A 22,608-nucleotide genomic window follows, 5' to 3' on the forward strand; every position below is an offset into this window, starting at 1 on the left:
GCAAAAGTAATTGCAATGCAAGACAGAGAATGAAAACAAACAAAAAACTATTGATTAAACAGGTAATGTAACGGTAAAAGTAGCTCCATTTCCTTCTTCACTCTCCAAGGCGATGGTTCCGTTTAATAGTTTTACAAGCGTTTTTACGATTGATAGCCCTAAACCAGTGGAACTTTCTCCGGCTGTTGGCCTGGCGGATAGGCGTTGGAATTTTTTAAACACTTTGTCTTTGTCGTTCTCCTTAAAGCCTGGTCCATTGTCTTTGAAAACAAGTGTGAGACTTTCTTCATTTGCATTGATGTTGAAATTTACTTCTCCACCTTTTGGAGTAAACTTGATCGCATTTGAAAGTAGATTATCTGTTATTCTTCCTAAGATATTTACATCTGTTGTTACGATTTTTTGTTTTGAAATCAGATGGCTTTTAAGGACAATATCTTTTTTTTCAGCTCTTGCATTATACTCCATCTTTTTTTGATCAAAAAAATCCCCAATGTCAATTGACAACAGCTTAACCTCATAATCACCTTGCTCAAACACTTTCAGTTCAGTCAGGTTCTCAATCATTGCACGACCATCCATTGTCACTTTTTTGATCATCTCATTAAATTGTGCAGACTGTCCTTCCAGGTCTGTTCCCATCATTTCGCTTATCCCCTGAATGCTTGAAAGGGGAGCTTTTAAGTCATGTGCTACCACAGCCATTAGATGATCTTTTTCTTTGATGGCTTTTTGCAATTCAGCATTTTTGGTTTCGATGATTTGATTTTTGTCTTTCAGCGCTTTTGTGCGTCGCTCCACCATTTCCTCCAATTCCTTGTTTACTTTTTTTAGATGATTTGATAACTCCTCTTTCCCTTTCAAAGCGAAGAGATACCTTCCTGATAAAAGAATCATCAGTTGAATAATGTAGATCGTGATTCCTAAATACATAAGCTCGAATGAATAGGAAGGGAGGATGTATTGACTGCTGAGCATGTCATGGACGAGTGTAAGGAAGACCGCAGCGTATCCGATGAGTAAAAATCGGGCTCCATATTTTCTTGCGATAGCTGCCCGAACAAGACATACAAGGAGGAAGACTCCTATGATGATGTTGTAGCCATGAAGCAATGGGACAATTGAATATGTAATTCTTGGATGAACTACGATAACAAATAGGACAAGGGCAATGGCAATGATTGCCATAATGTTAATGATCTTAGTAGGATAGAACTTTGGATAAATTTCTCTAAGAAATAAGGCGTTGGCGGGACCGGTCATAGCAATAGCCAGGTACAATGTTTTCTTTAAGGTAATCCAGGAGGTATCGGGAAAAAGATCCATGATAGTGAGATCACCTCTGGTAATGATTATTAGTGACAGAGACATGCAAACCAGAGCAAAGTAGATACAGAATTTTTCCCTGGGATTAAGAATGAAGATGGTAAACTGAAAAAGACCGCCTATAAGAATACAGCCGAGAATAATGAGTTTTATGGTACGACCTTGTTCATACCTATTAATGATTCTTGTTTCATAATCGATCGTGGGAGCATACCATAAACCGCCAGTCTTATGTTCAAAATTGCTAATATGAAAAATGAGTGTGATTGTATCTCCCGCCTGAACAGAGAAATCAAATATTTGATAGTCAATTCTAGGCTCTGCTTTGTTTTTATCTGCGCCTGGATTACCTACCTGTCCGATAAGTTTTTCGTTCGCATAAAGTTTGTAAGCAAGGCTGACCTCTGAAACTTCTATTGCCAGCGTAGTATCACGTAGGTTTTGTGGATAGATAAACGTACGATAATAGGTTCCAAAACCATAAGCTCCTACTTTACTACCTTCCCAAAGCACCTCATTCCAAATGCTGGGGACATTAATTGAAATACTTTTAGGTCTTTGACTGATTTCATCATAACTCAAAAAATCATCCATGACCAAATTCCATGAACCATCCAGTTCGATTTGCTGGCCATTGAATGCAAGTGGTTGTCCTTGCGAATAGCTAATACCAAGAGCCAGAAATAGTGAGATATACAGTGACGTTTTAGCGATCAAGTTGAATCTTCAGATTTGAATGAGAAATCTATGTAAACAAAGCTACCTTTTGTAGATTATTCTATTTAACTGCTTAATTCTTCGATTGAAGCAACAAAAATGATTAATCTCAGATTTCTTAACTTAAAGAAAAAATTATTATGAATAAGGGCTTAATTCTTGTTTTACTGATTTTTGGTATATCATGTTCATCAAACAATGCCGATTCACCTGTTGAAACGGATGATAAATCCACGGTTGACCTTACATCCAATGAGGGGCTGAATCTGGATCAGGTGGTACTGCCTGAAGGTTTTGAAATAAGTGTATTTGCAAGGGTCAACAATGCCCGAGCCATGGTTTTAACTGAAAAAGGTACTCTGTTTGTAAGTAACAGAGGAGGAGATAAGGTTTACGCGTTGAAAGATACTGATGGAGACGGAAAAGCGGATGAACGATATGTTATAGCAAGTGATATGCGGATGCCAAACGGAATTGCATTCAGAGATGGTTCATTGTTTGTAGCGGAGGTTTCGAAACTCTGGCGCTTTGATGATATCGAAAACAACCTGGATAACCCTCCCAAACCAGTGAAGATTTATGATGATTATCCAACCGATGGCCATCATGGATGGAAATACATCGCTTTTGGGCCTGATGGTAAACTCTATGTGCCGGTAGGGGCTCCCTGTAATATTTGCGAAAGTAAAAATGAAATGTATGCAAGCATCACGCGTTTGGATCCGGATGGCTCGAATAGAGAAGTGTACGCGCATGGTGTTAGAAATACAGTTGGCTTTACCTGGCATCCGGAAACCGGTGAGATGTGGTTTACGGATAATGGACGCGACTGGCTGGGCAATGATGAACCTCCTTGCGAGCTGAATCGGGTAGCAGAATCAGGTCAGCATTTTGGTTATCCTTATTGCCACGGAGGCTACTTCAAAGACCCGGAATTTGGGCATAAAAGACCCTGTGATGATTTTGTGAAACCTGCTCAAAACTTAGGGCCACACGTTGCGCCGCTCGGATTGAAGTTTTGCACGAGTGACGCTTTCCCATCCGAGTATAAGCATAAGATTTTCATAGCAGAGCATGGCTCATGGAATAGGGATGCGGAGGTTGGTCACACCGGTCACAAAATCACAATGGTGACCGAAGAGAATGGTGTAGGTGTTTCTTATGAAGATTTTGCAACAGGTTTCCTAAACAAAGAAACGAATACCGCATGGGCACGGCCTGTGGACATAGTTTTTGCTGCTGATGGAGCAATGTTGGTATCTGACGACCTTGCCGAGACTATTTTTCGAATTGTTTACAACAATTGACATCCGTCACCGGCTGTTTTTTCGCCTTTGGTGTAAATGCCATCTTTTTTCCAGATGAAAATCACTTTCTTTCTATTGCAATAATTACCTAATAAATACACTATGAAATACAAAAAGCTATTTCTGATGGCAACCTGCCTGGCATGGCTGGCAGGTTGTACACCAACAGAAGAAAAACAAGAATCAGCATCATTTCAGGTTCCGGTCGAGTATTATAAGCTCGACAATGGATTGAAGGTGATCCTTTCACAGGATAAAACATCACCCACCGTTGTGATAGCAGCTTACTACAACATTGGCTTCCGAATTGAGCCAAAAGATCGTACCGGTTTTGCGCACCTTTTTGAGCACATGATGTTTCAAGGTTCTGAAAATCTGGGCAAAATGGAGTTTATCAAGCTGGTGCAGCAAAATGGAGGGGTTCTAAATGGCTCTACTCGTTTTGATTTTACCAACTATTTTGAGATAGTCCCTGCACACAAGTTGGAAACCATGCTGTGGGCTGAAGCTGACCGAATGAGAGGGCTTGATATTACGCAAGAAAATTTATCAAATCAGCAAGGCGTAGTAAAGAATGAAGTAAAGGTAAACGTCTTGAATCAACCCTATGGCGGGTTCCCATGGTTGGATATGCCACAGTACGCTAATGAAAACTGGTATAACGCCCACAACTTTTATGGCGACCTGGAAGATTTGGATGCGGCTACATTGGTTGATGTTCAAAATTTCTTTGACACTTATTATGCTCCTAACAATGCTGCGATTTCTGTAGTAGGAGATTTTGAAATTGAAGATGCCAAAAAATGGATTGAACAATATTTTGGTGACATTCCATCAGCAGAGCTACCGGAATCACCGGACATTTCCGAGAAGCCTCAAACTGAGGAAAAGCGATTTGAAAAGGAAGACAAACTGGCCACAAAACCAGCCATCGCACTTGCATATCAAATGCCGGAGCGTAATAGCGCAGAATACTATGCAATGGGACTTTTGGATCAAATTTTAGTTCAGGGAGATAACAGCTTATTATATAAGGAGTTGGTAAAGGAAAATGGATATGCGGCCAATGTGAATGGCGGTATCAACTATCTGGGTAATATGTTTAACTACAAAGGCCCAATGCTTTGGATGTTTAATTTAACCTATGACAACACCACGGAAGCAGATAGCATCATCCAGTCAGTAGATGACGTAATCAGTGGATTGGAAGAAAATGGAGTTACACAGGAAATGCTGGACAATGCGCTTGTTAAAATCAGATCAAGCCTGTACGATAATCTTGGAGGCTTCTTTGGCTTTGGACGGGCAGATTTACTTTGCAGTTTTGCCTTGTTTGATGATGATCCTTCCAGGATTAACAATATCGAAAGTGAATTTAAAAAGGTTACTGTTGAAGATGTAAACAGAACAATCAAGGATTACCTGAGATCATCCAACCGTACGATCCTTACCCTAAAACCAACTGCTGAAACTCAAAACTAAACGAATCATGAAGACGATATTTAAATATATATTTTACATCTACCTGATTCCAGCTATGAGTCTGGCACAGGAAAAAGAAACGCCACCTCCAGGTGGTGAGCCTAAAGGATTTACTCTTCCTGCAAAGGAGACTTTTTCACTTGAAAATGGACTTAAGGGAGTGATGGTGTCGTGGGGTTCTATCCCAAAAGCAACTATCCAGATTGTTGTTAAAACTGGGAATATCAATGAAGGTCCGGAGCAGGTTTGGCTGAGTGATCTTGTAGGTGATTTAATGCAGGAGGGGAGCTTAAACCGCACAGGAAATGAGGTAGCAGATGAGATAGCAAGCATGGGTGGCGATCTTTCGATCGGAGTAGGTCAGCATACAACTACCTTAACAGCATCTGTGCTTTATGAGTATGTGCCGGATGCCATTGAATTGATGGCCGATGTTTTGACAAATCCTGCATTTCCTGAAGAAGAACTGGGTCGGTTGATTAACGATCAAAAAAGACAGTTGAGCGTGAGTATGACTCAGCCTCAACCACAAGCCATGGCTCAGTTTTATGCATCTATTTACCCGGATCATGCTTATGGTAGAATTTTCCCAACGGATGAAATGTTGGATAGCTATACCATTGATGATGTCAAGTCATTCTATAATGAAAACTTTGGAGCAAAGCGAACCACTGTTTATGTAGCGGGAAAATTTGACGCTGAGGCGGCAAAAGGAGCCATTGAAAAAAGTTTGAGTGGATGGATAGAAGGGGAGGAGGCGAACTACCCAATAGCTGAACCTCAACTTTCAGATAATATTCAGATGATTGATAGACCGGATGCTCCTCAATCAACAATTATGATTGGATTGCCGGTTGCTGACCCATCTAATCCGGATTATATCGCATTGGACATCACCAACTCACTTCTTGGTGGTTCTTTTGGCTCTCGAATTACCAGTAATATCAGGGAGGATAAAGGATATACATATTCTCCTTACAGCACCATTTCTGATAAGTATAAATCAGCCGTTTGGTATGAGATGGCAGATGTCACTACTGATGTCACAGGTCCTGCACTTCGTGAGATTACAAAAGAGGTGTTTAAACTTCAGGATGAACCACCTTCAAAAGAAGAACTGGATGGAATCAAAAATTATGAGGCAGGCATCTATGTGCTCCAAAATTCCACACCTGGAGGCATTATAGGCCAGCTTTCATACCTGGATATATATGATTTACCCGAGTCTTTCCTGACAGATAAAGTAAAAAATATCTACGCTGTTACTCCTGAGCAGGTAAGTGAGCTTGTGAAAAAGTACATTCGGCCAGAGGATATGAAATTGGTCATTGTAGGAGACAAGGAAAAAATAGAAGAGCAAATCAATGAATACGAAAAGGAATTTGGAAACTAAAAGTTCTGTCCAATCACCTATTCATTTTAAAGCGGTCCAATGTGGCCGCTTTTTTATTGAATTTACCCATTCAGGGTAAAAAGCTGTAAACTTCAGATTTATCTAAAAATCCAACTATTCCATTCTCTGTTGCCACCCTTACATATTCATGATTAACGGCATTAACAGCGATAAAGCTTCCAGTGTCGAGGGTATCAAGATTTAAGGACTGATTGCTCATTGCTGACTTTAAATACATTGCCTTGTTCACCGCAAATAATTTTCCAAGTAGCATTGTATCCGGGATAAGTTTTGGCGGTCTGGGATATTCTTCAACGATAAAGGAATAGGGATCCATGGGCCCATTTCGGTAAATGCCGAAGTGAAGGTGAGGAGGGGTATATCGCGCATTGCCTGTATTGCCAACCGTGCCAATGGTATCACCTGGATTTACCATTTGATATTTATTGACCTTCTGATCTTGCAAATGAGCAAAATACAGGTTGTTGCCTCTTTCTCGATCATATAACCAAACCACTTTGCCTCCTAAGCCTCGTACACCAACAAAGCGAACTTCAGCTTTGACAGGAGCAATAATGGGCGTATGCCTTTTTGCAAAAATGTCAACTCCGTGATGATCTCTGCGTCCACCATCTCGGGGATCGCCGAAAAAGCTTTGAATCGCCCGATAATCTTTACCAGCAACAGGAAAAGCAAGCGTTGGTACGTTTTCAATGGTAATAGTGAATTGACCACCTCTTAACAACTCAGGCTGAAGCCGGAGTATGTATGAAGCATTTTTTCGAGGTTCAAAGCCTAGTTGAAGTGTACTATCTGCAGAAGCTACCTGCAAGTATTCACTAAGGGAGTCGTTTTCAACACGAAATAGATCAACAAACACTCTAGTCGTATCAGGTGAAAAGAGTTGAATATCTACTAATACTTTCTGCCCCCTTTTCACATCAAATCGATACCCAAGGGCCTCCGGCTTTATTTCCGATAAAGTAAATGATTCCTGATACGGAAGCTTTACTTCGATCTGTTGAGCAAAAGGTTTTTCTGCGGCTTCCAGCCAATCTTTTACTAGGGCTGTTTCCAGGAGATTGGCTTGCTTTAATGAATACCAGTACGCGTGATGGTCATTTCGAGGGTAAAAACGTTCTGGTACTTTTTCTTCTTTGCATCCTTGAAGCAGTAGGATGCATATAGTTGTGGCGATCAACTTCACATTCATGCATAAGTGATACGTATGAATCGTTCGCTCAGTTTAATCTTCTTTTTTACCCCGGGAATTTTTTTTAACCTTTCTTTTCACTAGAGTACTGTAATGATGGTAAAGGGTATTGATAAAAGCCAGTATGATCCCAACCCCAATGGTTATGTAAATGATGGTGAAAATTTTCCCGGCATCTGTTTGTGGCGCAAAATCCCCAAACCCAATGGTGGTGAGTGTGATAAAAGAAAAATAGAAAGCGTCCAGGTATGTCCAGCCTTCAAGCTCATGATAGACAAGAGTGCCCATAATAAGAATTGTAATTCCTGTTAAAAGCAGGTCTCGGTATTCTTTATCTGAAAGGAATGCTTTTAATGTTCGAAAGAAAATCATTGGCAAATAAAGTCACTAATTAATTTGAATCCTCTTCAGTCACCTCAACTCCGTGTTTATATGTGATTTTGTTAGTAAGCTGACCTTTTTTATCAAAATATTCCCACTCACCATGCCTTCTATTTCTTATGTACTTTCCCCGATACTCAATGCCACCTCCTTTATAATAAGACGTGTAGCTACCCTGAAGCTTATTAAGCTCATAAGCGGCCTCAATTTTAAGGTCACCGTTTAAATAGTATTCTTTATATAGCCCGTATTTATTACCAAACTGGAAACTCGTTTCTGCTATTTTTTGGCCTTTTTCGAAGGTCTCCTGTTTGCCATGAAGCTTTCCTTTTTCATATCGTTCAATTGTTAATAATTGTCCTTTTGAGTCCCATGATTTCCAGGTTCCATCAGGGAGTTCATTTATAAGTTCTTTTTGAGCTATAAGTTTGCCTTTATCGGTGTATTCTTTGATTGTTGCATTTTGGCCATTATTGGAATAGCTGGACTCCAGTCTGACCTCACCATTTTCATGGTAATCCAGACTTTTTCCAACTCGGTATCCGTCTTTATACTTGTATTCACTCTTCAAGTCACCATCATCAAAATAAACAAGGTAATCACCCTGAAGGGCCCCCGATCCATACGTACCTGTGGCTTTTAATTGACCATTTTCATAATACATTTTCACAGATCCGCTTCTATCACCTTGTCTGTTCACTACTTCCATTTCAAGTTTACCTGTTGGATAAAAGGTTTTGTAGTCTCCATCAAGCAGACCATTAACGTAGTTTGCTTCTAATTGGGCTTGTCCATTTTGGTAATATTTTATGGTTTTCCCATTTGGCTTCCCGTTTTTATAATTCACCACTTCCCTTACTTCCCCATTTTCGAAGTATGAGTATACCGGACCATCCGGCTTTCCATTTTCGAAGGTTGTGGCACCCTTAAGTTGACCGGATTCATTGTATAGTTTGATCTGGCCAACAAGTGTATCATTGTTAAAGGTAGCTTCCTGTACAAGTGTACCTGTCGGAGAAAAAATTTGAGTTAGTCCCTCCCTGAGATTTTCCTCATAGATAGTTTGACGCTGAATGTTTCCATTCGAATAGTAATTATAAAAAATGCCTTGCTTCTTTCCTTGATCAAATTGTCCCTTGACAATTACATTTCCCTTGGGATCAAACATTTGGTAGTTCCCATCAACCAGTGAGCTATCATTATTTAAAATGAAATACTGCTCCTTCTTTTGACCGGTTGGGTAGAAGGTTTCGATTTTCGTTTGCGTGAACGCACAAAAAAGAATGCAAAGTGAAAATAGGAAAACAATTTGTCTGATCATGGTGATAAAAAAAGCTCTACGAGAAAACGCAGAGCTAATTTATAAATTGTAGTGATGATCTGCCCCCTACCGGAAAGTAACATCCAATAATTCCCTCATATTCCCAAATACAGGAGGAGTGGTACTTCACCAAATGATTCGAGTTGCGCTTTAGTGTATTCTTCTGTTAAATCAGGGTATCCTGTTTTTTGGATTGTAATTTGATATAGATCTGCAGCTCTCTCAGCTATAGTTATTTCATTGGTAAACGCTTCAATGTCACCTTCGTAAAGTGTGTTGCCATCGTTAGTTATTATGATATCTGCAGTAGTCAATGGTTGCGTTGCGAAATGCTCGGGGGGTTACTAGGGAGCAAGTTACGTATGGACAAAGCAAATTTAGCAGCCTTCATAATGGGTAGCTAGTAGCTATTAAGTCTGGATTTTTCAATGCACAAAATCGTGAGTATGTACAAGAGCTACTTCGTGCGGAAATCCCGTTCCATTTCTTATTGTTTTCCGTCTTTAAAAAGTTAATTTCATTACTAAATACATGAAATTTCCTTATATATATTTGGGAAAAAAAAGTAAAACTATGATTAAAACTACTGCTAAAACACTACTACAATCGCTTCTTCTCGTTATTTTGTCGGTATTCATAGCTTGTTCTGAAGATGAGGGTATTACTGCGGGTGTTTCAGGAAAGCTAATTGGATCATGGAATTCAGGATCAGTGGCTGTAACAGACATTACAATCAACGGAGATGACTTAGCCACCTATTATACAAATTTGGGTATATCTCCAGATTTGATAGAACAAATTGAGACTGCTTTGGAAAGTGAGATTGAGCAAGGTTTCCAAATTGATATTGAATTTAAATCAGATGGCACATATACATCTACAGATAGTGAAGGAACTGACTCAGGCACATGGGAGCTTACAAGTAATGATACGAAAGTTCTTTTTGATAAAGGAACGGAAGATGAGCTTGAAGTGAATATTGTTTCTCTAACAGAGTCGATGTTTGTGGGATCTTTTACTCAAGTTGATGATTCAGAAGATATTGATGAAGATGGTATAAATGATGAATTAAGTATTTCAATTTCAATTACTTTAAACAAATAATAAACAACTAAAAAGGGGCTATAAGCCCCTTTTTTTTTAAGTATTACACTTGAGGGTAAGTCTATCTAAACTTTCTCAATCACAATAGCAGATGCGCCACCGCCACCGTTACAGATACCTGCACAGCCGATTTTGCCACCTTTCTTGTTGAGAACGTTTACAAGTGTTGCAATGATTCTGGCACCAGAGGTTCCCAGTGGGTGTCCCATCGCTACTGCACCACCAAACACGTTTAGTTTGTCGGCATCCAGTCCAAGTTTCTGCTGGTTAGCGATTGCAACAGCTGAGAACGCTTCGTTTACTTCCCAGAAATCTACATCTTCCTGTTCAATGCCTGCATGAGCAAGTGCTTTAGGGATTGCAAGAGAAGGAGCAGTGGTAAACCAGATTGGCTCTTGCGCTGCATCTCCAAATCCTTTGATTTTTGCTATTAGTGTTAGTCCTAGTTCTTCTGCTTTTTCCTTGCTTACTAGTACCAATGCAGAGGCGCCATCATTGATTGTGGATGCATTAGCTGCAGTTACAGTCCCTTCTTTGTCAAATACTGGTCGTAATGAAGGAATCTTATCGAAGTTCACATTCGTGAATTCTTCATCTTCGTTCATCACCACAGGATCACCTTTTCGCTGTGGGATTTCCACAGGGACGATCTCATCTTTAAACTCACCAGCTTCGGTAGCTGCCGCTACTTTCTTGTAGGAGTTGATCGCATACTCATCTTGTGCCTCACGGGAGATGTTCATTTCTTTTGCTGTATTGTCCGCACAGTTACCCATCGGGAACTTGTTATAAACTTCCCAAAGGCCGTCATGCATCAGTCCGTCTATCATCTGTCCGTGACCGTATTTGTATCCGAAGCGTGCTTTAGGAATGTAGTAAGGCACGTTTGACATGCTTTCCATTCCACCGGCTACCACCACATCATTGATTCCCAGCATGATGGATTGAGCGCCCAGCATTACAGACTTCATTCCAGATGAGCAAACTTTATTTACTGTAGTACATGGTACATTGGTGCCAATTCCTGCATCGATTGCAGCTTGTCTCGCAGGTGCCTGACCAAGGTTGGCAGAAAGCACATTTCCCATGAACACTTCGTTAACCTGATCAGCAGCAACACCCGATTTATCAAGGGCCCCTTTAATGGCAAAAGTGCCAAGTTGGGTTGCAGAAAAGCCTGAGAGCTTGCCTCCAAAACTTCCAATTGGGGTACGTACTGCAGATGCGATGTAAACTTCCTTCATATTAAATATTGTTGTCGTTTGTGATTAAAATCAATAAAAAGCCCCGAGTCCCGATAACTATTGGGACTCGGAACCGCAAAGATCGTAAAAGTTGGGAGTAAATGGTAATGGGATTAAGCTGCTTGTATGTGACCTAATCAAATTCCCTGATCATTTCGACACAGAAAATAATTTTGTCAGTTTGAGGTACTCGTGATCCATTTTATTGTTATCCTTCGAGACCTTCAGGAAGACAATAAAATTGAGAGTTGGTATCACCAGTCAGGTTTTCCACTAGGAGGCCGCTTCGTAGGCTTCCTGCGTTGATGTTGTAGGTATTTAATTTCACTCTGACGCATTGCCTCCAGCAGCTGTCGAGCCTTTTCTTCACTAATTCCCATCTCTTCCAATTTCTCTTTGGTTATTTGATCCTGAGATTTTTCCTGTTCCTGTTCTTCGCCCTCTTGCTGATCTTGTTTTTGCTGTTCTTCTTGCTCTTTTTGTTCGTCAGACTTTTCTTGATCCTGCTCACCATTCTGATTCTCCTGGTTTTCCTGATCACCGTCTTTCTTTTCCTGCTCGTCTTTGTTCTGTTGCTCTTGCTGTTCTTCTCCGTCCTTGTTCTCCTGGTCCTGATTCTGCTGATTTTGTTGCTGCTGCTCCTGCTCTTGTAGCAATTTTTTCACTACTTCATAGTTGTATCTTGCTTTTTGATTTGTAGGATCTGCCTTGATCGCAGATTTAAGTTGTTGCAACGCCTCTTCCAATCGTCCGGCATCTTTGTTCATCACCCCTAATTGCTGTAAGGCAATAGATTTAAGCTTGTTATTTGAGGATGTGAAGACCTTGTTGTAGTTGTTTTTAGCTCCGGATGTATCTCCCAGATGATAATACGAATGTGCAAGGTTTAACTGCACTGCTGCATCTTCAATGTCCAGTGAGTCATGAAGCATGGTGTATTTATCAATTGCATCTTCATAGTCACCATTGAGGTAAGCTTCTTCTGCTTGTTTTTTGAGCGTATTAACTTTAGCGATCTCTTTAGGATCGGTAATGACTAAGGCTAATATGATCAATAAGAATTTCATAGTTTGATTAGTTTCACGCTAAATACCACATCCAATACCATCAAAAGAAATGCCAGACCCAAAAAGTAGAAATACCTGTTTTGGGTGGCATCAACTTGCTTCGAATCTCGCGTTTCACCCTCTACATTGTTGATGGCACTTATCAAACGTGCAACATCGTTTCTTGATTCATTTATTTCAAAATATTCACCACCGGTATTCTCAGCTAAGTCTTCGAGCGAAGTAGAATTAAGTTGAGAAACTACCTCATTCCCACTATTATCCGTTTTAAACCCATTTCGGGTAGGTATTTTACTTCCTTTTTTTGTGCCAACCCCAAGGGTAAATAGTGTAATGCCCTCATTTTCCAGGTCGCTTGCAATTTCATCCGTGTTGTCTCCAAAGTCTTCGCCATCACTAATTAGTATTGTGATTTTGGATTTTGATCGAGTGACTACCGTATCATCTGCTATGAGTTTTTCGATTGCCATTTCTAACGGAGGCCCAAAGTCCGTACCAAAGTTTGGTACCATGTTCGTATTAAGTGTTTGGATGAAAAGATTAAGTGCGTTGTTGTCGTAGGTGAGCGGGCATTGCATATACGCCTCACTGCTAAACATGATTAATCCAATTCGATCTGAACTGAAAGCCTCAACAATACTTTTAAGCTCGAACTTAACTTTTTCCAGTCTCGAAGGCTGAACGTCGGTGGCATTCATTGATTGGCTTAGGTCAATGCATATGAAGATATCTTTCCCCACGGTTTTCACTTCCCTGGATGTATCACCAAAACTTGGGCCAAGTAGAGCGGTGATAATTAATGCAAAATAGACTGTGCGAAGGATTGTTTTGATCAAAACCCGGGTAGCAGGAAGTCCTAGTCTTCGTGTTGTGCTAATAACACGCCAGATGAAGGCCAGATAAAGGATTACAAAAATTGAAATTAATACCAACTCAAATGTGCTGATGGCATTCACCCATTTCATACACAGTAATGTTTTGTTTTCATCGGACTTGTTTCATGGCCGGCAAAGCTAACAGATCAATCCTTTCTAAAGAATAAGATTTTTATAGATTAACATTTTTTAATGATGAATGAAAATAGGACTTAAAACTCAGTCATCACGATAAAAACATACGTTGATAACAGAGGTATGTATTAAAATTAATATTATTTTAGATACTGATTACTGGTATGATATTGCATTTCTTATACCGTATTGTTATATTAGATATTGTTATATTACAATAAGCGTGAACAAGTTGGTATAAAATTTATTAATGCATTGATTAAGAACCAAGCTGAGATGTCCATGTGAGTGATTTTGGATGTTTCATTTTTACCAAACTTTTTCAAATTAGAAGTGTATGACATGGAATTTTCACCATGATTAGGTTTACTATTTTTCTATAGTATTCGTTTAAAAATGGTTGTCCAAACCACTATAGCCAAAGTGGTCAATTAGAAAGATTTCCCATCGTCACACAATGATTAAAGTTATATGAAAACTCCTGATCTGATTGGGTCAATCAGTTTAGTAAAAATTTATGGACTATGGAAACTCACAATCTTGAATTACAAGGTATCAAAGCTTATAAGGTTATTCTGGTAGCTTTATTAGTTGTTTTATACTTACCTACCTCTGGACAAACCATCATATACGCAGATGATTTTGAGGCGGGATTTGAAGGCTGGTCATCTACAGACTGGACCAGGGATGCCAATGTAGCATTACCAGGATCGGATGGTAACTATTTGCATCCTACCAGTTTCGATAACTATTCCAGTAATACAAATGTCACAACGACTAGCGGAACCATCGATTTGACAGGTCATTACAGTCTCATACTCCAAGTTGATATTAGTTATAATACTGAAGCAGATTTTGATGGATTCAATATTGAGTATTCGAGTAATAATGGTACCAACTGGAATTTGCTCGGGTCAGCAACAGATGGTTCAAACTGGTATAATGATGCAAGTAATGATGGCTTAGGAACAGAAGGGTGGTCAGGCGATAATGGTGGTTGGGTTACAGCATCCATACCTCTTCCGGAAATATTGGAAAACAATAATCAGGTTCGTTTCAGAGTGAATTTTGCATCGGATTTGTTATTTACAGATGTTGGGGTTGGATTCGATAATTTTACCGTAACAGGTTATCAAACCTCGAATACATCACCCGGAAATGTCAGCAGTGGTTTGTCCTTATGGCTAAGGGCAAATGGTCCCATTTATACGGAAAACGGAAATATTGCAATTTGGGCAGATGAAAGCGGCAATGCAAATCATGCAAGACAGACAACAGATGCATCCAGACCTGGATTCTTAGCTGATGCAATAAACGAAAACCCAGCCTTGCAATATGATGACTCTTATGTTCAGGGAACTGCAGGATTCTACACCCGGGAATTTTTCGTAGTAATAGATCCTGACTTTATCAGTAGTAGTTCTGCAGAGACCGGAGATGTCATTGGATATGAACCAGGCGATGTTGGAAGTTTGGAACTTGGGGCCTCAACTGTACAGTTTGATGATGAACTAATAACACACACCATTCAGCCAAGTACGGGTTATCGTTCGGCATTTCAGGATGCCAGCGGAGAGTACGTTTTGGCTAATCCAATCATTATCAATGACAGATGGAATGCAACAAATAATGGTCAAAACCTCTATTTAAACGGTGAACAGGTGGATAATATTGAAGTAGATCCGGATACAGATTATACAGATTTTGCGGATGGTGCATACATCATTGGGTATGGATTTGACCTATCTGACGATTTTCAAGGAGGTATTGCGGAAGTTATTTCTTACAGTTCCAAACTCAGTGCGAGCGATAGAGTTGATGTAGAAACCTACCTGGCAATTAAATATGGGATCACGTTAGATGAGGATCCTTCCAGCGCTGCAACAAATTATGATTATCAGGTAGATGGCTCAACCATCATATGGCCGGGCACGGCAAATACAGCCTATCAATCTTATCATCATGATGTTGCAGGAATAGGAAAAAACGTAACCACGCAGGGTTTAAATCAACAAACCAGTCAAAGTATCAATGATGCTACGATTGTAAATGTTGGCTCAGCTTCAGACCTGGATGACGGAGAGTATCTGGTATGGGGGAACGATGATGGAGAGAATACCTTTACCACATCAGATGTGATTACGGGGATTACGCATCGATTGCAACGGATATGGAAGGTAAAAGAAACGGGAGATGTAGGAACCATTACTTTGACGTTTGATATAACCAATCTGGCAGTAGACAAAGACAATACTACACTAAACTTAATTGTAGCACCAGGAACAGCTACAATGCCAACCGACCTTGGAGATGACGCAGTATCTTCTTTGATTTTGGGCGGAAATGTGACAAGAAATGGAGGTAAGGATCTTCTTTCGTTTGAGAATGTTGATTTGAGTGATGGCGATTTCTTTACACTAGGTGGTGATGTACAAACAATTGCTCCAGGTGGGGTTTCAGCGGGTCTTACATTATGGTTGAGACCTGAAGATGGAGTGAGTGTAAATGGCTCCAATCAGGTGACTAGTTGGGCAGATGTTAGTGGAAATGGTAATGATGCTGACCAGGGAGATGACAATGAAAAACCAACTCTATTGGAAAATGAAGTCAACTTTAATGATGCAATCGATTTTTCTGATGACTTTTTAGATGGGATAGCTGGGTTCAACACACAGGATTATTTTATGGTCTTAAAACCTGATGCTACTGTGCAGTCCGGGAGCGGAAATGGGTTTGTGCTTGGGTTACGCAATGGTGCATTTGATGGAATGTACCTTGGCATCAATGGAGGAGATACCCTGGTAGGTCATGCTGTCAATAGTTATCGGTCAGCATATATAGATGCCGCAGCTTCCCTTGATCCGGTCTTTATCCTCAATTCCAGAAATGATGTCGATGCTTCTCCTACGGCTCAGGATATTTTGATAAATGATTTAAGTGTCGGCAATGGTGCTGGTGGAACATTTGCTAATCGCAGCAATTCCTACTTTCGTCTTGGAAATAATTTCAACAGCACAGATAGTTACGATGGAAAGATTACAGAGATAATTAGCTACAATACACGTTTGAGTGATTCAGACAGGAGGGATGTCGTTTCGTATCTGGCCTTAAAGTATGGAGTTACACTCGATATTTCTTCTGATCCATACACCTCTTCTAGTGTTTCTATTTATAACAACACTGCCTATGCAAATGATATAGCTGGGATCGGAATAAATTTGGATCACGGCCTCATTCAGACCTCTTCTATGAGCGGAAATGCTGACGCAGTAGTGAATGTAGCTGGTGGTACGGATTTAGGCACAGGTGATTATGTTTTGTGGGGCAGTGATGCAACGGATAAAACATTGGTGAAATCAACCGAGTTGCCATCAGGTTTTGAGGAACGAATGCAAACGGAATGGCAGGTGGATGTCACAGGCTCACCCGGTCCGGTAACAGTCAAGGTATACGTTGGAGCAATTACAAATTTTAACAGAAGGGCTAAATCTGAAGGGCTCTATCATTTGCTGGTAAATACGTCAAATGATTTTTCGACTATTACTACTTCATACGAAGGCTCCTATTTTTCAGGAGATACCGTTGTGTTCACAAATGTCACCTTTTCGGACAATGACTATTTTACAGTCAGTGTGCCTGTGGAAGCAAGTCTTCATGCAAATATGTCGCTTTGGTTAAGAGCAGATGCAGGAACAAGTACAACTACAAACGGTGCTGCTGTGACAACTTGGGAAGATCAGGCTGGGAGTAACAATGCAACCGGGGCAGGAGGAAATCGTCCCCTTTATGTAGAAAGTGCAATTGGTAATAAACCCGCATTGGATTTTGATGGAACAAACGATATCATGGACGGCTCAGGAGGGTTCTATTCGCATGATTATTTTATCGTAGTAGACCCGGATATTACTTATAACTATAATTCAGGATTTGGAACCATCGTAGGATTCGAATCCGGCCAGCTCACAAGTATGGCTCTTGGCGGTGATGCCACAAGTGACTTAACTAATGAGGTGGTTACGCATCTTTATAGAGGAGCGGGAAATTACAGGTCTGGTTATGAAACCACTGCTGTATCATATTCTGATGCATTAATTGTTAATGCCAGTGAAAATGCTACCAATAATGGTCAGGATTTGTTCATTGACGGGATAGGAGTTAATAATGCTGAAGCGAATGCTGGAACGTACACAGCTTTGTCTAATCAGGCTTATCGATTAGCCGAGGATCTGGGTGCTGGAGGAGGATTGTGGAATGGCAAAATTGCAGAAGTTGTGACTTTCTCTGCCAGACTTACAGATAATGAGCGAAGAGATATTACCTCTTATCTGGCTATCAAATATGGAATTGAATTGGATATAAGCAGTACCGGATATACCTACAATGACGGCACAAACTTGTACAACCTAACTAGTTACCCCAATGCAATTGCTGCTATTGGTGCCAATGCTGATCATGGTCTAAGCATAAATAGCAATGCTAGCCTGGATGCCTCGGCCATATTAACTATAAGTAACCCATCGAGTTTAAATAGCGAGGACTACTTGTTTTGGGGTCATGATGGAGGAGTGATTACATCATCCACCTCTAATCTACCTTCAACCGTTACAGAAAGAGCTACAAGAATCTGGGGTATTACTGAAACAGGAGATGTAGGAACAGTGAACTTGTCTTTTGATCTTACCGGGGGAGGGTATGGTGCATACACACTTACTGATTTCTCCCTTATCATAGATGATGATTCGGATTTTACGAATGGAACCATAAGGATCGCTTCAGCAGCAAGCTTTGATGGAACGACACTGACATTTGAAGGGATTGACTTAAGTGGTGCTGTTAACATAAGTATTGGCACAGGGAGAGATCTTTCAACAGATTCTGACTCAGACGGCATTCCTGATTATTTTGAATTGGCTTATGGAACTAATGAAGCAGATGCGAATTCACCGATTACAAATGGAGGCGATGATGACAACCTTGACGCTGCTCCTAATAAAGGGATCAATGATACGGGGATCAATGGTGATGGGATAACGGATGCGCTAGAGCAAATTTTAATTGACAATGGAGCTGCTGGTCCTATTTCCAGAGTCACTGATACCGATGGAGATGGTATTCCTGATTGGCTGGAGGTAGCGGATGGAACGAACCCTTTTAATGGAAATCAACCTACGAATACTGGTGATGCAGATACGGATAATGATGGAATTCCCGATGCATTTGAGAGCTATATTACGAGTAAAGGAGGTGCCGCTGACCCAGATCTTTCAACAGATACAGATGGTGATGGCATTCCTGATTACTACGAAGTGTTGAATGACACGGACCCTAATGATGTGAATGATCCTACAGTGTCAGGAGGATCAGATGGAGATGCAGATGGAATTTCAGATGCACTTGAAGCCATATTACTAGCTGGAGGAGCAGACGCACCAATTGATGTTAATTCAGACGTAGATGGAGATGGTATTCCGGATTTTATCGAAGCACTTACTAAAACTGATCCCTTTAATGAAGATAGCCCGGGACTTCCTTCTGGAGTTGTAAACGTTCGATCATTGCAGGCTGATTATCAGGTTAGTGGGGGGAACTGTATTGATATGGATGGGTATCAATGGATTCACGTGACGGATAATAACGGAAGTCTGGTGTTTTCCATAAATCCGGTTGGCAATGACCTGGGAAGTACCTGCTGGGCCGTGAGGATACTCAGTGGTGAAGCCAACGTTCGGAAACAAACCGTAGGGGGCGTTCAGGATGAATATGTGTTGAATAGAAATTGGTGGATTACACCAACCACTCAGCCTTCTTCCAATGTTTATATTCGATTCTACTCTTTAGACGCAGATCCAATTGATTTAAGAGATAAAGCGGTCTCAGATGGATACAATCCGAATACTTTGGAAGAATTTCAAGCGGACAGTATCCATTTCACTAAAATTTCAGGTATTGATGATCTTGATCCCTTTGTTTCGGGGGGAACAAGGAGTTCACATCAACCATTGGTGGCAGATGCCGGCAGTCTGGGTAAGTCATTCACCTTTGGGATTAACTCATTCTCTTCATTTGTTCCGCATTATAGTCCTGGGAATGACGATGCACCTTTACCCATTGAGCTAAACTTCTTTCAAGCGAAATTGGAAGGTCAGGTGATTAAACTGTTTTGGCAAACATTGACTGAACAGAACAATGAAAAATTTCTGATTCTAAGGAGCAGTGATGGTGAATCTTTTGAAACTATCGGAAAAATTCCTGGTATGGGCGATTCATCAAATCCGATTGACTATCAGTTTGTAGACAAGAAGCCTACTAGCGGATTAAATTATTATCAGTTGGTTCAGGTAGATTTTGATGGCCAGTCATCCAGTTCAAACATCATAATGGTAGATGCCTATGCATCGTCTGATTGGGTGGTATATCCCAACCCATCCAGTGATGTAATAAATATTAGCTTGTCTGATCCTCAAATCATTAGCGAAGGATTTCAATTGAGCCTTACTGATATTTCAGGCAGACAATTTCCAGTGGATTCTTTTGTGTTTGGAAGTCAAATTAAAGTGCCCGTGAGTCACCTTACGCTAGGTAGATATACTTTAAAGCTGGAGGTAGCTGGTCATTCAAAAACTTTTACGGTTGTTGTAAAGTAGCCTAAAAGAGGGTGGTTTTTAGAACAAGCGGGTTGCCCTGTGAGCTTTCACAAGCGCAAATGATGTCTTGATACTTGAGGTAACTGGGCGTGTAAATGTTTGTGTCCACAAAGTATCGCCCGTTTTCTTTTGTTAAGAGCCGGATGTTTAAATCAACGGGATCAAAGTAAGTGTCCTCGATAAGCTTACCTATGTAAAAGGTTTTATCCTCACAAGGCTCAGAGGTTTCCAGCCAAATAATTGAACCTTCGTTTTCGAAAGTGATTTTGATTTCATCTTTTAAGTCACCGTCAATCAGGTATTCTTTGGTGCCAGTACCGGGATTTCCATATCCATAATTAATTTCTGCTTTAATCTGTCCGGTAGAATAATAGATGGTACGTATACCATGAAGTTTGTCATTTTGGTAGGAAGTGGATGCGTATAGCTGCCCGTTCTCATAGTATTTTTTTGATACCCCTTCACGTTTGCCATTTTCGTAGGGCATGGCTAATAACACGGTTTCACCATCATCATGATACAGGTATGAAGTGCCGTGCTTGATCCCCTGATCATAATTTACTACTGTCTTTAGCCTACTGTCTTTCGTATACTGTCGCACCTCACCATGCTTTACTTTAGGTTTTTTGTCTGCTACAGGATCTCTGGTTATCACCTCAAATAAATCCAGATATGCTGAGCTCATACCTATTAAACTAATGATCACCAGAGAAAGAACGATTTGATTTTTGTTCATGTCAAGGATTTATTTCATGAAATTACTAAAGAATTAAAGCTTTGAAATGGATTTTTGACCGTAACTTTTATATTTGCACTCCTTTTCAGGATGTACCCGGTTAACGGGCCTTTTTTTGATAAGGTTTTGACTCAAATGTGAGTCAATTTTAAGCATTAGCTAAAAACCACGGAGAGGTGGGTGAGTGGCTGAAACCACATGTTTGCTAAACATGCGTACGAGAAATCGTACCGGGGGTTCGAATCCCCCTCTCTCCGCAACAAAATGCTGCGAAAGCAGCATCCGGAGAAAATCCGAATCAAGTTTACTTGAATGAGGGTTTTGAGGAGGTTGGTATGATACGAAGTATCAGCATTTTGTTTCATCTCCCCAAAAGGGATCATGAAATAATCCCTCTCTCAGCAACAAAATGGTTGCATAGCTCAACTGGATAGAGCAGCTGCCTTCTAAGCAGCAGGTTCGGGGTTCGAGTCCCTGTGCAATCACATAACCCTGACAGAAATGTCAGGGTTTTTTGTTTCAAGGGATCATGAAATAATCCTTCTCTCCGCAATAAGTGGTTGCTTATTCCTATGATAAAATTCTTCTTATTAGAATTTGATTGCTTTTATTTTCTCCGGCTCCAAAATCGAAATAGCGCTTCCGTTTATCTCTATCCATTTATCCTTTTTGAACTCAGATAGAATTCTGATGACCGACTCTGTTGCCGTTCCGACCATTCCCGCTAAGTCTGCTCTGGAAACATCGATTGTTACATTTTTTTGGTCACCTTGATATGTTTCGTATAGCTTCATCAGGGAATCAGCGGTGCGCTTTCGAACGGTGTTATAAGCCATTTCCATCAGCTCTTTTTCTCGTTGGGACAGGTTGTTTGAAAGCATCTTGATAAACTGACCCGATACCTCTCGGTTTTTAAAGATTAGCTCCTGAAAGTCATCTTTAGGGATCAGCATCATTTCTGTATCATCCAATGCCTCAGCAAACTCAGTTCGTGCGGTATCCTGGATTACAGATTGCTCACCTAAAAAATCACCTTCTTTTCGAAGGTCATGAATAAACTCTTTACCATCTTTATTTATGTGATAGGACTTAACCTTACCTTTTAATATTTTGTAAACGAAATTCCCATAATCTCCCTCACGATAGATAATCTCTTTCCTTTTGAAGGTCTGAACCTTTCGCTCTTTTTCCAGCTCCTGAATATTTTGATACTTTGCCGCGTGTTCAACCAACTGGTCCATACCAGAAATGCTGGAGAGTTCTTCATATTTCTTTAGCCTACGCTCAATGGCTCCTAAGAGCTCCATTTCTTCGAAGGGCTTAGTGATGTAATCATCAGCCCCCATATTCATTCCCTTTCTGAAGTCCGATTTCTCCGCCTTGGCAGTCAGAAAAATAAAAGGAAGGGAAGCCGTCTCCGGATTTTTGGAAAGGAGATACAATACCTCATAACCATCCATTTCCGGCATCATGATGTCACAGAGAATCAGGTCGGGTGGAGAATCCAAAGCTGATTTTATGCCTTCTTTTCCATTTTGAGCAGAGTAAACAGTGTAATTGGAGAGTTCCAATAATTCTACAATATTCTCTCGGACATCATCCTGATCTTCGATTACTAGTATCCTGTGCTTGCTCATATTCTCCGGTTATTTCTGAACACCTC

At 40.5% G+C, this 22,608-nt stretch carries 15 protein-coding genes and 2 tRNA genes; 7 read left to right on the forward strand and 10 right to left on the reverse strand.

What is annotated here, in order from left to right; translation table 11 throughout:
- Window positions 1-54: 54 nt before the first annotated feature.
- A complete protein-coding gene (locus CHB71_RS15010) occupies window positions 55-2,043 on the reverse strand; it encodes a sensor histidine kinase (protein ID WP_089357759.1) in 1,989 nt (662 codons plus the stop codon).
- Between the two features lie 140 nt (window positions 2,044-2,183).
- On the opposite strand from CHB71_RS15010, the gene CHB71_RS15015 reads away from it, so the two are divergent.
- The 3 genes from CHB71_RS15015 to CHB71_RS15025 all read left to right on the forward strand — a co-directional run bounded on the left by CHB71_RS15015 (window position 2,184) and on the right by CHB71_RS15025 (window position 6,225).
- A complete protein-coding gene (locus CHB71_RS15015; RefSeq protein WP_089357760.1) occupies window positions 2,184-3,350 on the forward strand; it encodes a PQQ-dependent sugar dehydrogenase in 1,167 nt (388 codons plus the stop codon).
- Window positions 3,351-3,452: 102 nt separating this feature from the next.
- A complete protein-coding gene (locus CHB71_RS15020) occupies window positions 3,453-4,832 on the forward strand; it encodes a M16 family metallopeptidase (RefSeq protein ID WP_089357761.1) in 1,380 nt (459 codons plus the stop codon).
- Between the two features lie 7 nt (window positions 4,833-4,839).
- Entirely contained in the window at window positions 4,840-6,225 is a 1,386-nt protein-coding gene (locus CHB71_RS15025; RefSeq protein ID WP_089357762.1) for a M16 family metallopeptidase, read from the forward strand.
- Between the two features lie 70 nt (window positions 6,226-6,295).
- On the opposite strand, the gene CHB71_RS15030 is transcribed toward CHB71_RS15025, so the two are convergent.
- The 4 genes from CHB71_RS15030 to CHB71_RS15045 form a co-directional block, all read right to left on the reverse strand.
- Window positions 6,296-7,438: a M23 family metallopeptidase gene (locus CHB71_RS15030; protein WP_089357763.1), complete on the reverse strand. Its 1,143-nt coding sequence runs from the start codon at window positions 7,436-7,438 to the stop codon at window positions 6,296-6,298.
- A 33-nt stretch (window positions 7,439-7,471) separates the two neighbouring features.
- Window positions 7,472-7,810, reverse strand: a complete 339-nt coding sequence (locus tag CHB71_RS15035; protein ID WP_089357764.1) for a potassium channel family protein — start codon at window positions 7,808-7,810, stop codon at window positions 7,472-7,474.
- Between the two features lie 19 nt (window positions 7,811-7,829).
- Window positions 7,830-9,140 carry a toxin-antitoxin system YwqK family antitoxin gene (locus CHB71_RS15040; RefSeq protein ID WP_089357765.1) on the reverse strand — a complete coding sequence of 437 codons (1,311 nt, stop codon included), beginning with the start codon at window positions 9,138-9,140 and terminating at the stop codon, window positions 7,830-7,832.
- Window positions 9,141-9,235: 95 nt separating this feature from the next.
- Window positions 9,236-9,454: a hypothetical protein gene (locus CHB71_RS15045; RefSeq protein WP_089357766.1), complete on the reverse strand. Its 219-nt coding sequence runs from the start codon at window positions 9,452-9,454 to the stop codon at window positions 9,236-9,238.
- Between the two features lie 259 nt (window positions 9,455-9,713).
- On the opposite strand from CHB71_RS15045, the gene CHB71_RS15050 reads away from it, so the two are divergent.
- Window positions 9,714-10,244, forward strand: a complete 531-nt coding sequence (locus CHB71_RS15050) for a hypothetical protein (RefSeq protein ID WP_144017442.1) — start codon at window positions 9,714-9,716, stop codon at window positions 10,242-10,244.
- A gap of 65 nt (window positions 10,245-10,309) precedes the next feature.
- Here the strand turns inward: CHB71_RS15050 and CHB71_RS15055 are convergent, their stop codons facing one another.
- The 3 genes from CHB71_RS15055 to CHB71_RS15065 all read right to left on the reverse strand — a co-directional run bounded on the left by CHB71_RS15055 (window position 10,310) and on the right by CHB71_RS15065 (window position 13,520).
- Window positions 10,310-11,488, reverse strand: a complete 1,179-nt coding sequence (locus CHB71_RS15055) for an acetyl-CoA C-acyltransferase (protein ID WP_089357768.1) — start codon at window positions 11,486-11,488, stop codon at window positions 10,310-10,312.
- A 254-nt stretch (window positions 11,489-11,742) separates the two neighbouring features.
- The gene (locus tag CHB71_RS15060) at window positions 11,743-12,555 is read right to left on the reverse strand and encodes a tetratricopeptide repeat protein (RefSeq protein ID WP_089357769.1); all 813 of its coding nucleotides are present in this window, start codon (window positions 12,553-12,555) and stop codon (window positions 11,743-11,745) included.
- Window positions 12,552-13,520 (reverse strand): vWA domain-containing protein, encoded by a 969-nt coding sequence (locus CHB71_RS15065; protein WP_089357770.1) that lies wholly within the window; start codon window positions 13,518-13,520, stop codon window positions 12,552-12,554. The genes CHB71_RS15060 and CHB71_RS15065 overlap by 4 nt, the downstream gene beginning before the upstream one ends.
- 569 nt (window positions 13,521-14,089) lie before the next feature.
- Here CHB71_RS15065 and CHB71_RS15070 point away from each other — a divergent pair.
- The gene (locus tag CHB71_RS15070; protein WP_089357771.1) at window positions 14,090-20,209 is read left to right on the forward strand and encodes a T9SS type A sorting domain-containing protein; all 6,120 of its coding nucleotides are present in this window, start codon (window positions 14,090-14,092) and stop codon (window positions 20,207-20,209) included.
- A gap of 1 nt (window position 20,210) precedes the next feature.
- Here the strand turns inward: CHB71_RS15070 and CHB71_RS15075 are convergent, their stop codons facing one another.
- On the reverse strand, window positions 20,211-20,945 hold the full coding sequence (locus tag CHB71_RS15075) for a toxin-antitoxin system YwqK family antitoxin (RefSeq protein WP_089357772.1): 735 nt from the start codon (window positions 20,943-20,945) through the stop codon (window positions 20,211-20,213).
- Window positions 20,946-21,115: 170 nt separating this feature from the next.
- On the opposite strand from CHB71_RS15075, the gene CHB71_RS15080 reads away from it, so the two are divergent.
- Both CHB71_RS15080 and CHB71_RS15085 read left to right on the forward strand, forming a co-directional pair.
- Window positions 21,116-21,202 (forward strand) — tRNA-Ser (locus CHB71_RS15080).
- Between the two features lie 154 nt (window positions 21,203-21,356).
- A tRNA-Arg gene (locus CHB71_RS15085) sits at window positions 21,357-21,430 on the forward strand.
- A 105-nt stretch (window positions 21,431-21,535) separates the two neighbouring features.
- Here CHB71_RS15085 and CHB71_RS15090 read toward each other — a convergent pair.
- On the reverse strand, window positions 21,536-22,582 hold the full coding sequence (locus tag CHB71_RS15090) for a response regulator (RefSeq protein ID WP_089357773.1): 1,047 nt from the start codon (window positions 22,580-22,582) through the stop codon (window positions 21,536-21,538).
- Between the last annotated feature and the right edge of the window lie 26 nt (window positions 22,583-22,608).

Origin of the sequence: Ekhidna lutea (assembly GCF_900188325.1) — a bacterium.
Lineage (GTDB): Bacteria > Bacteroidota > Bacteroidia > Cytophagales > Cyclobacteriaceae > Ekhidna > Ekhidna lutea.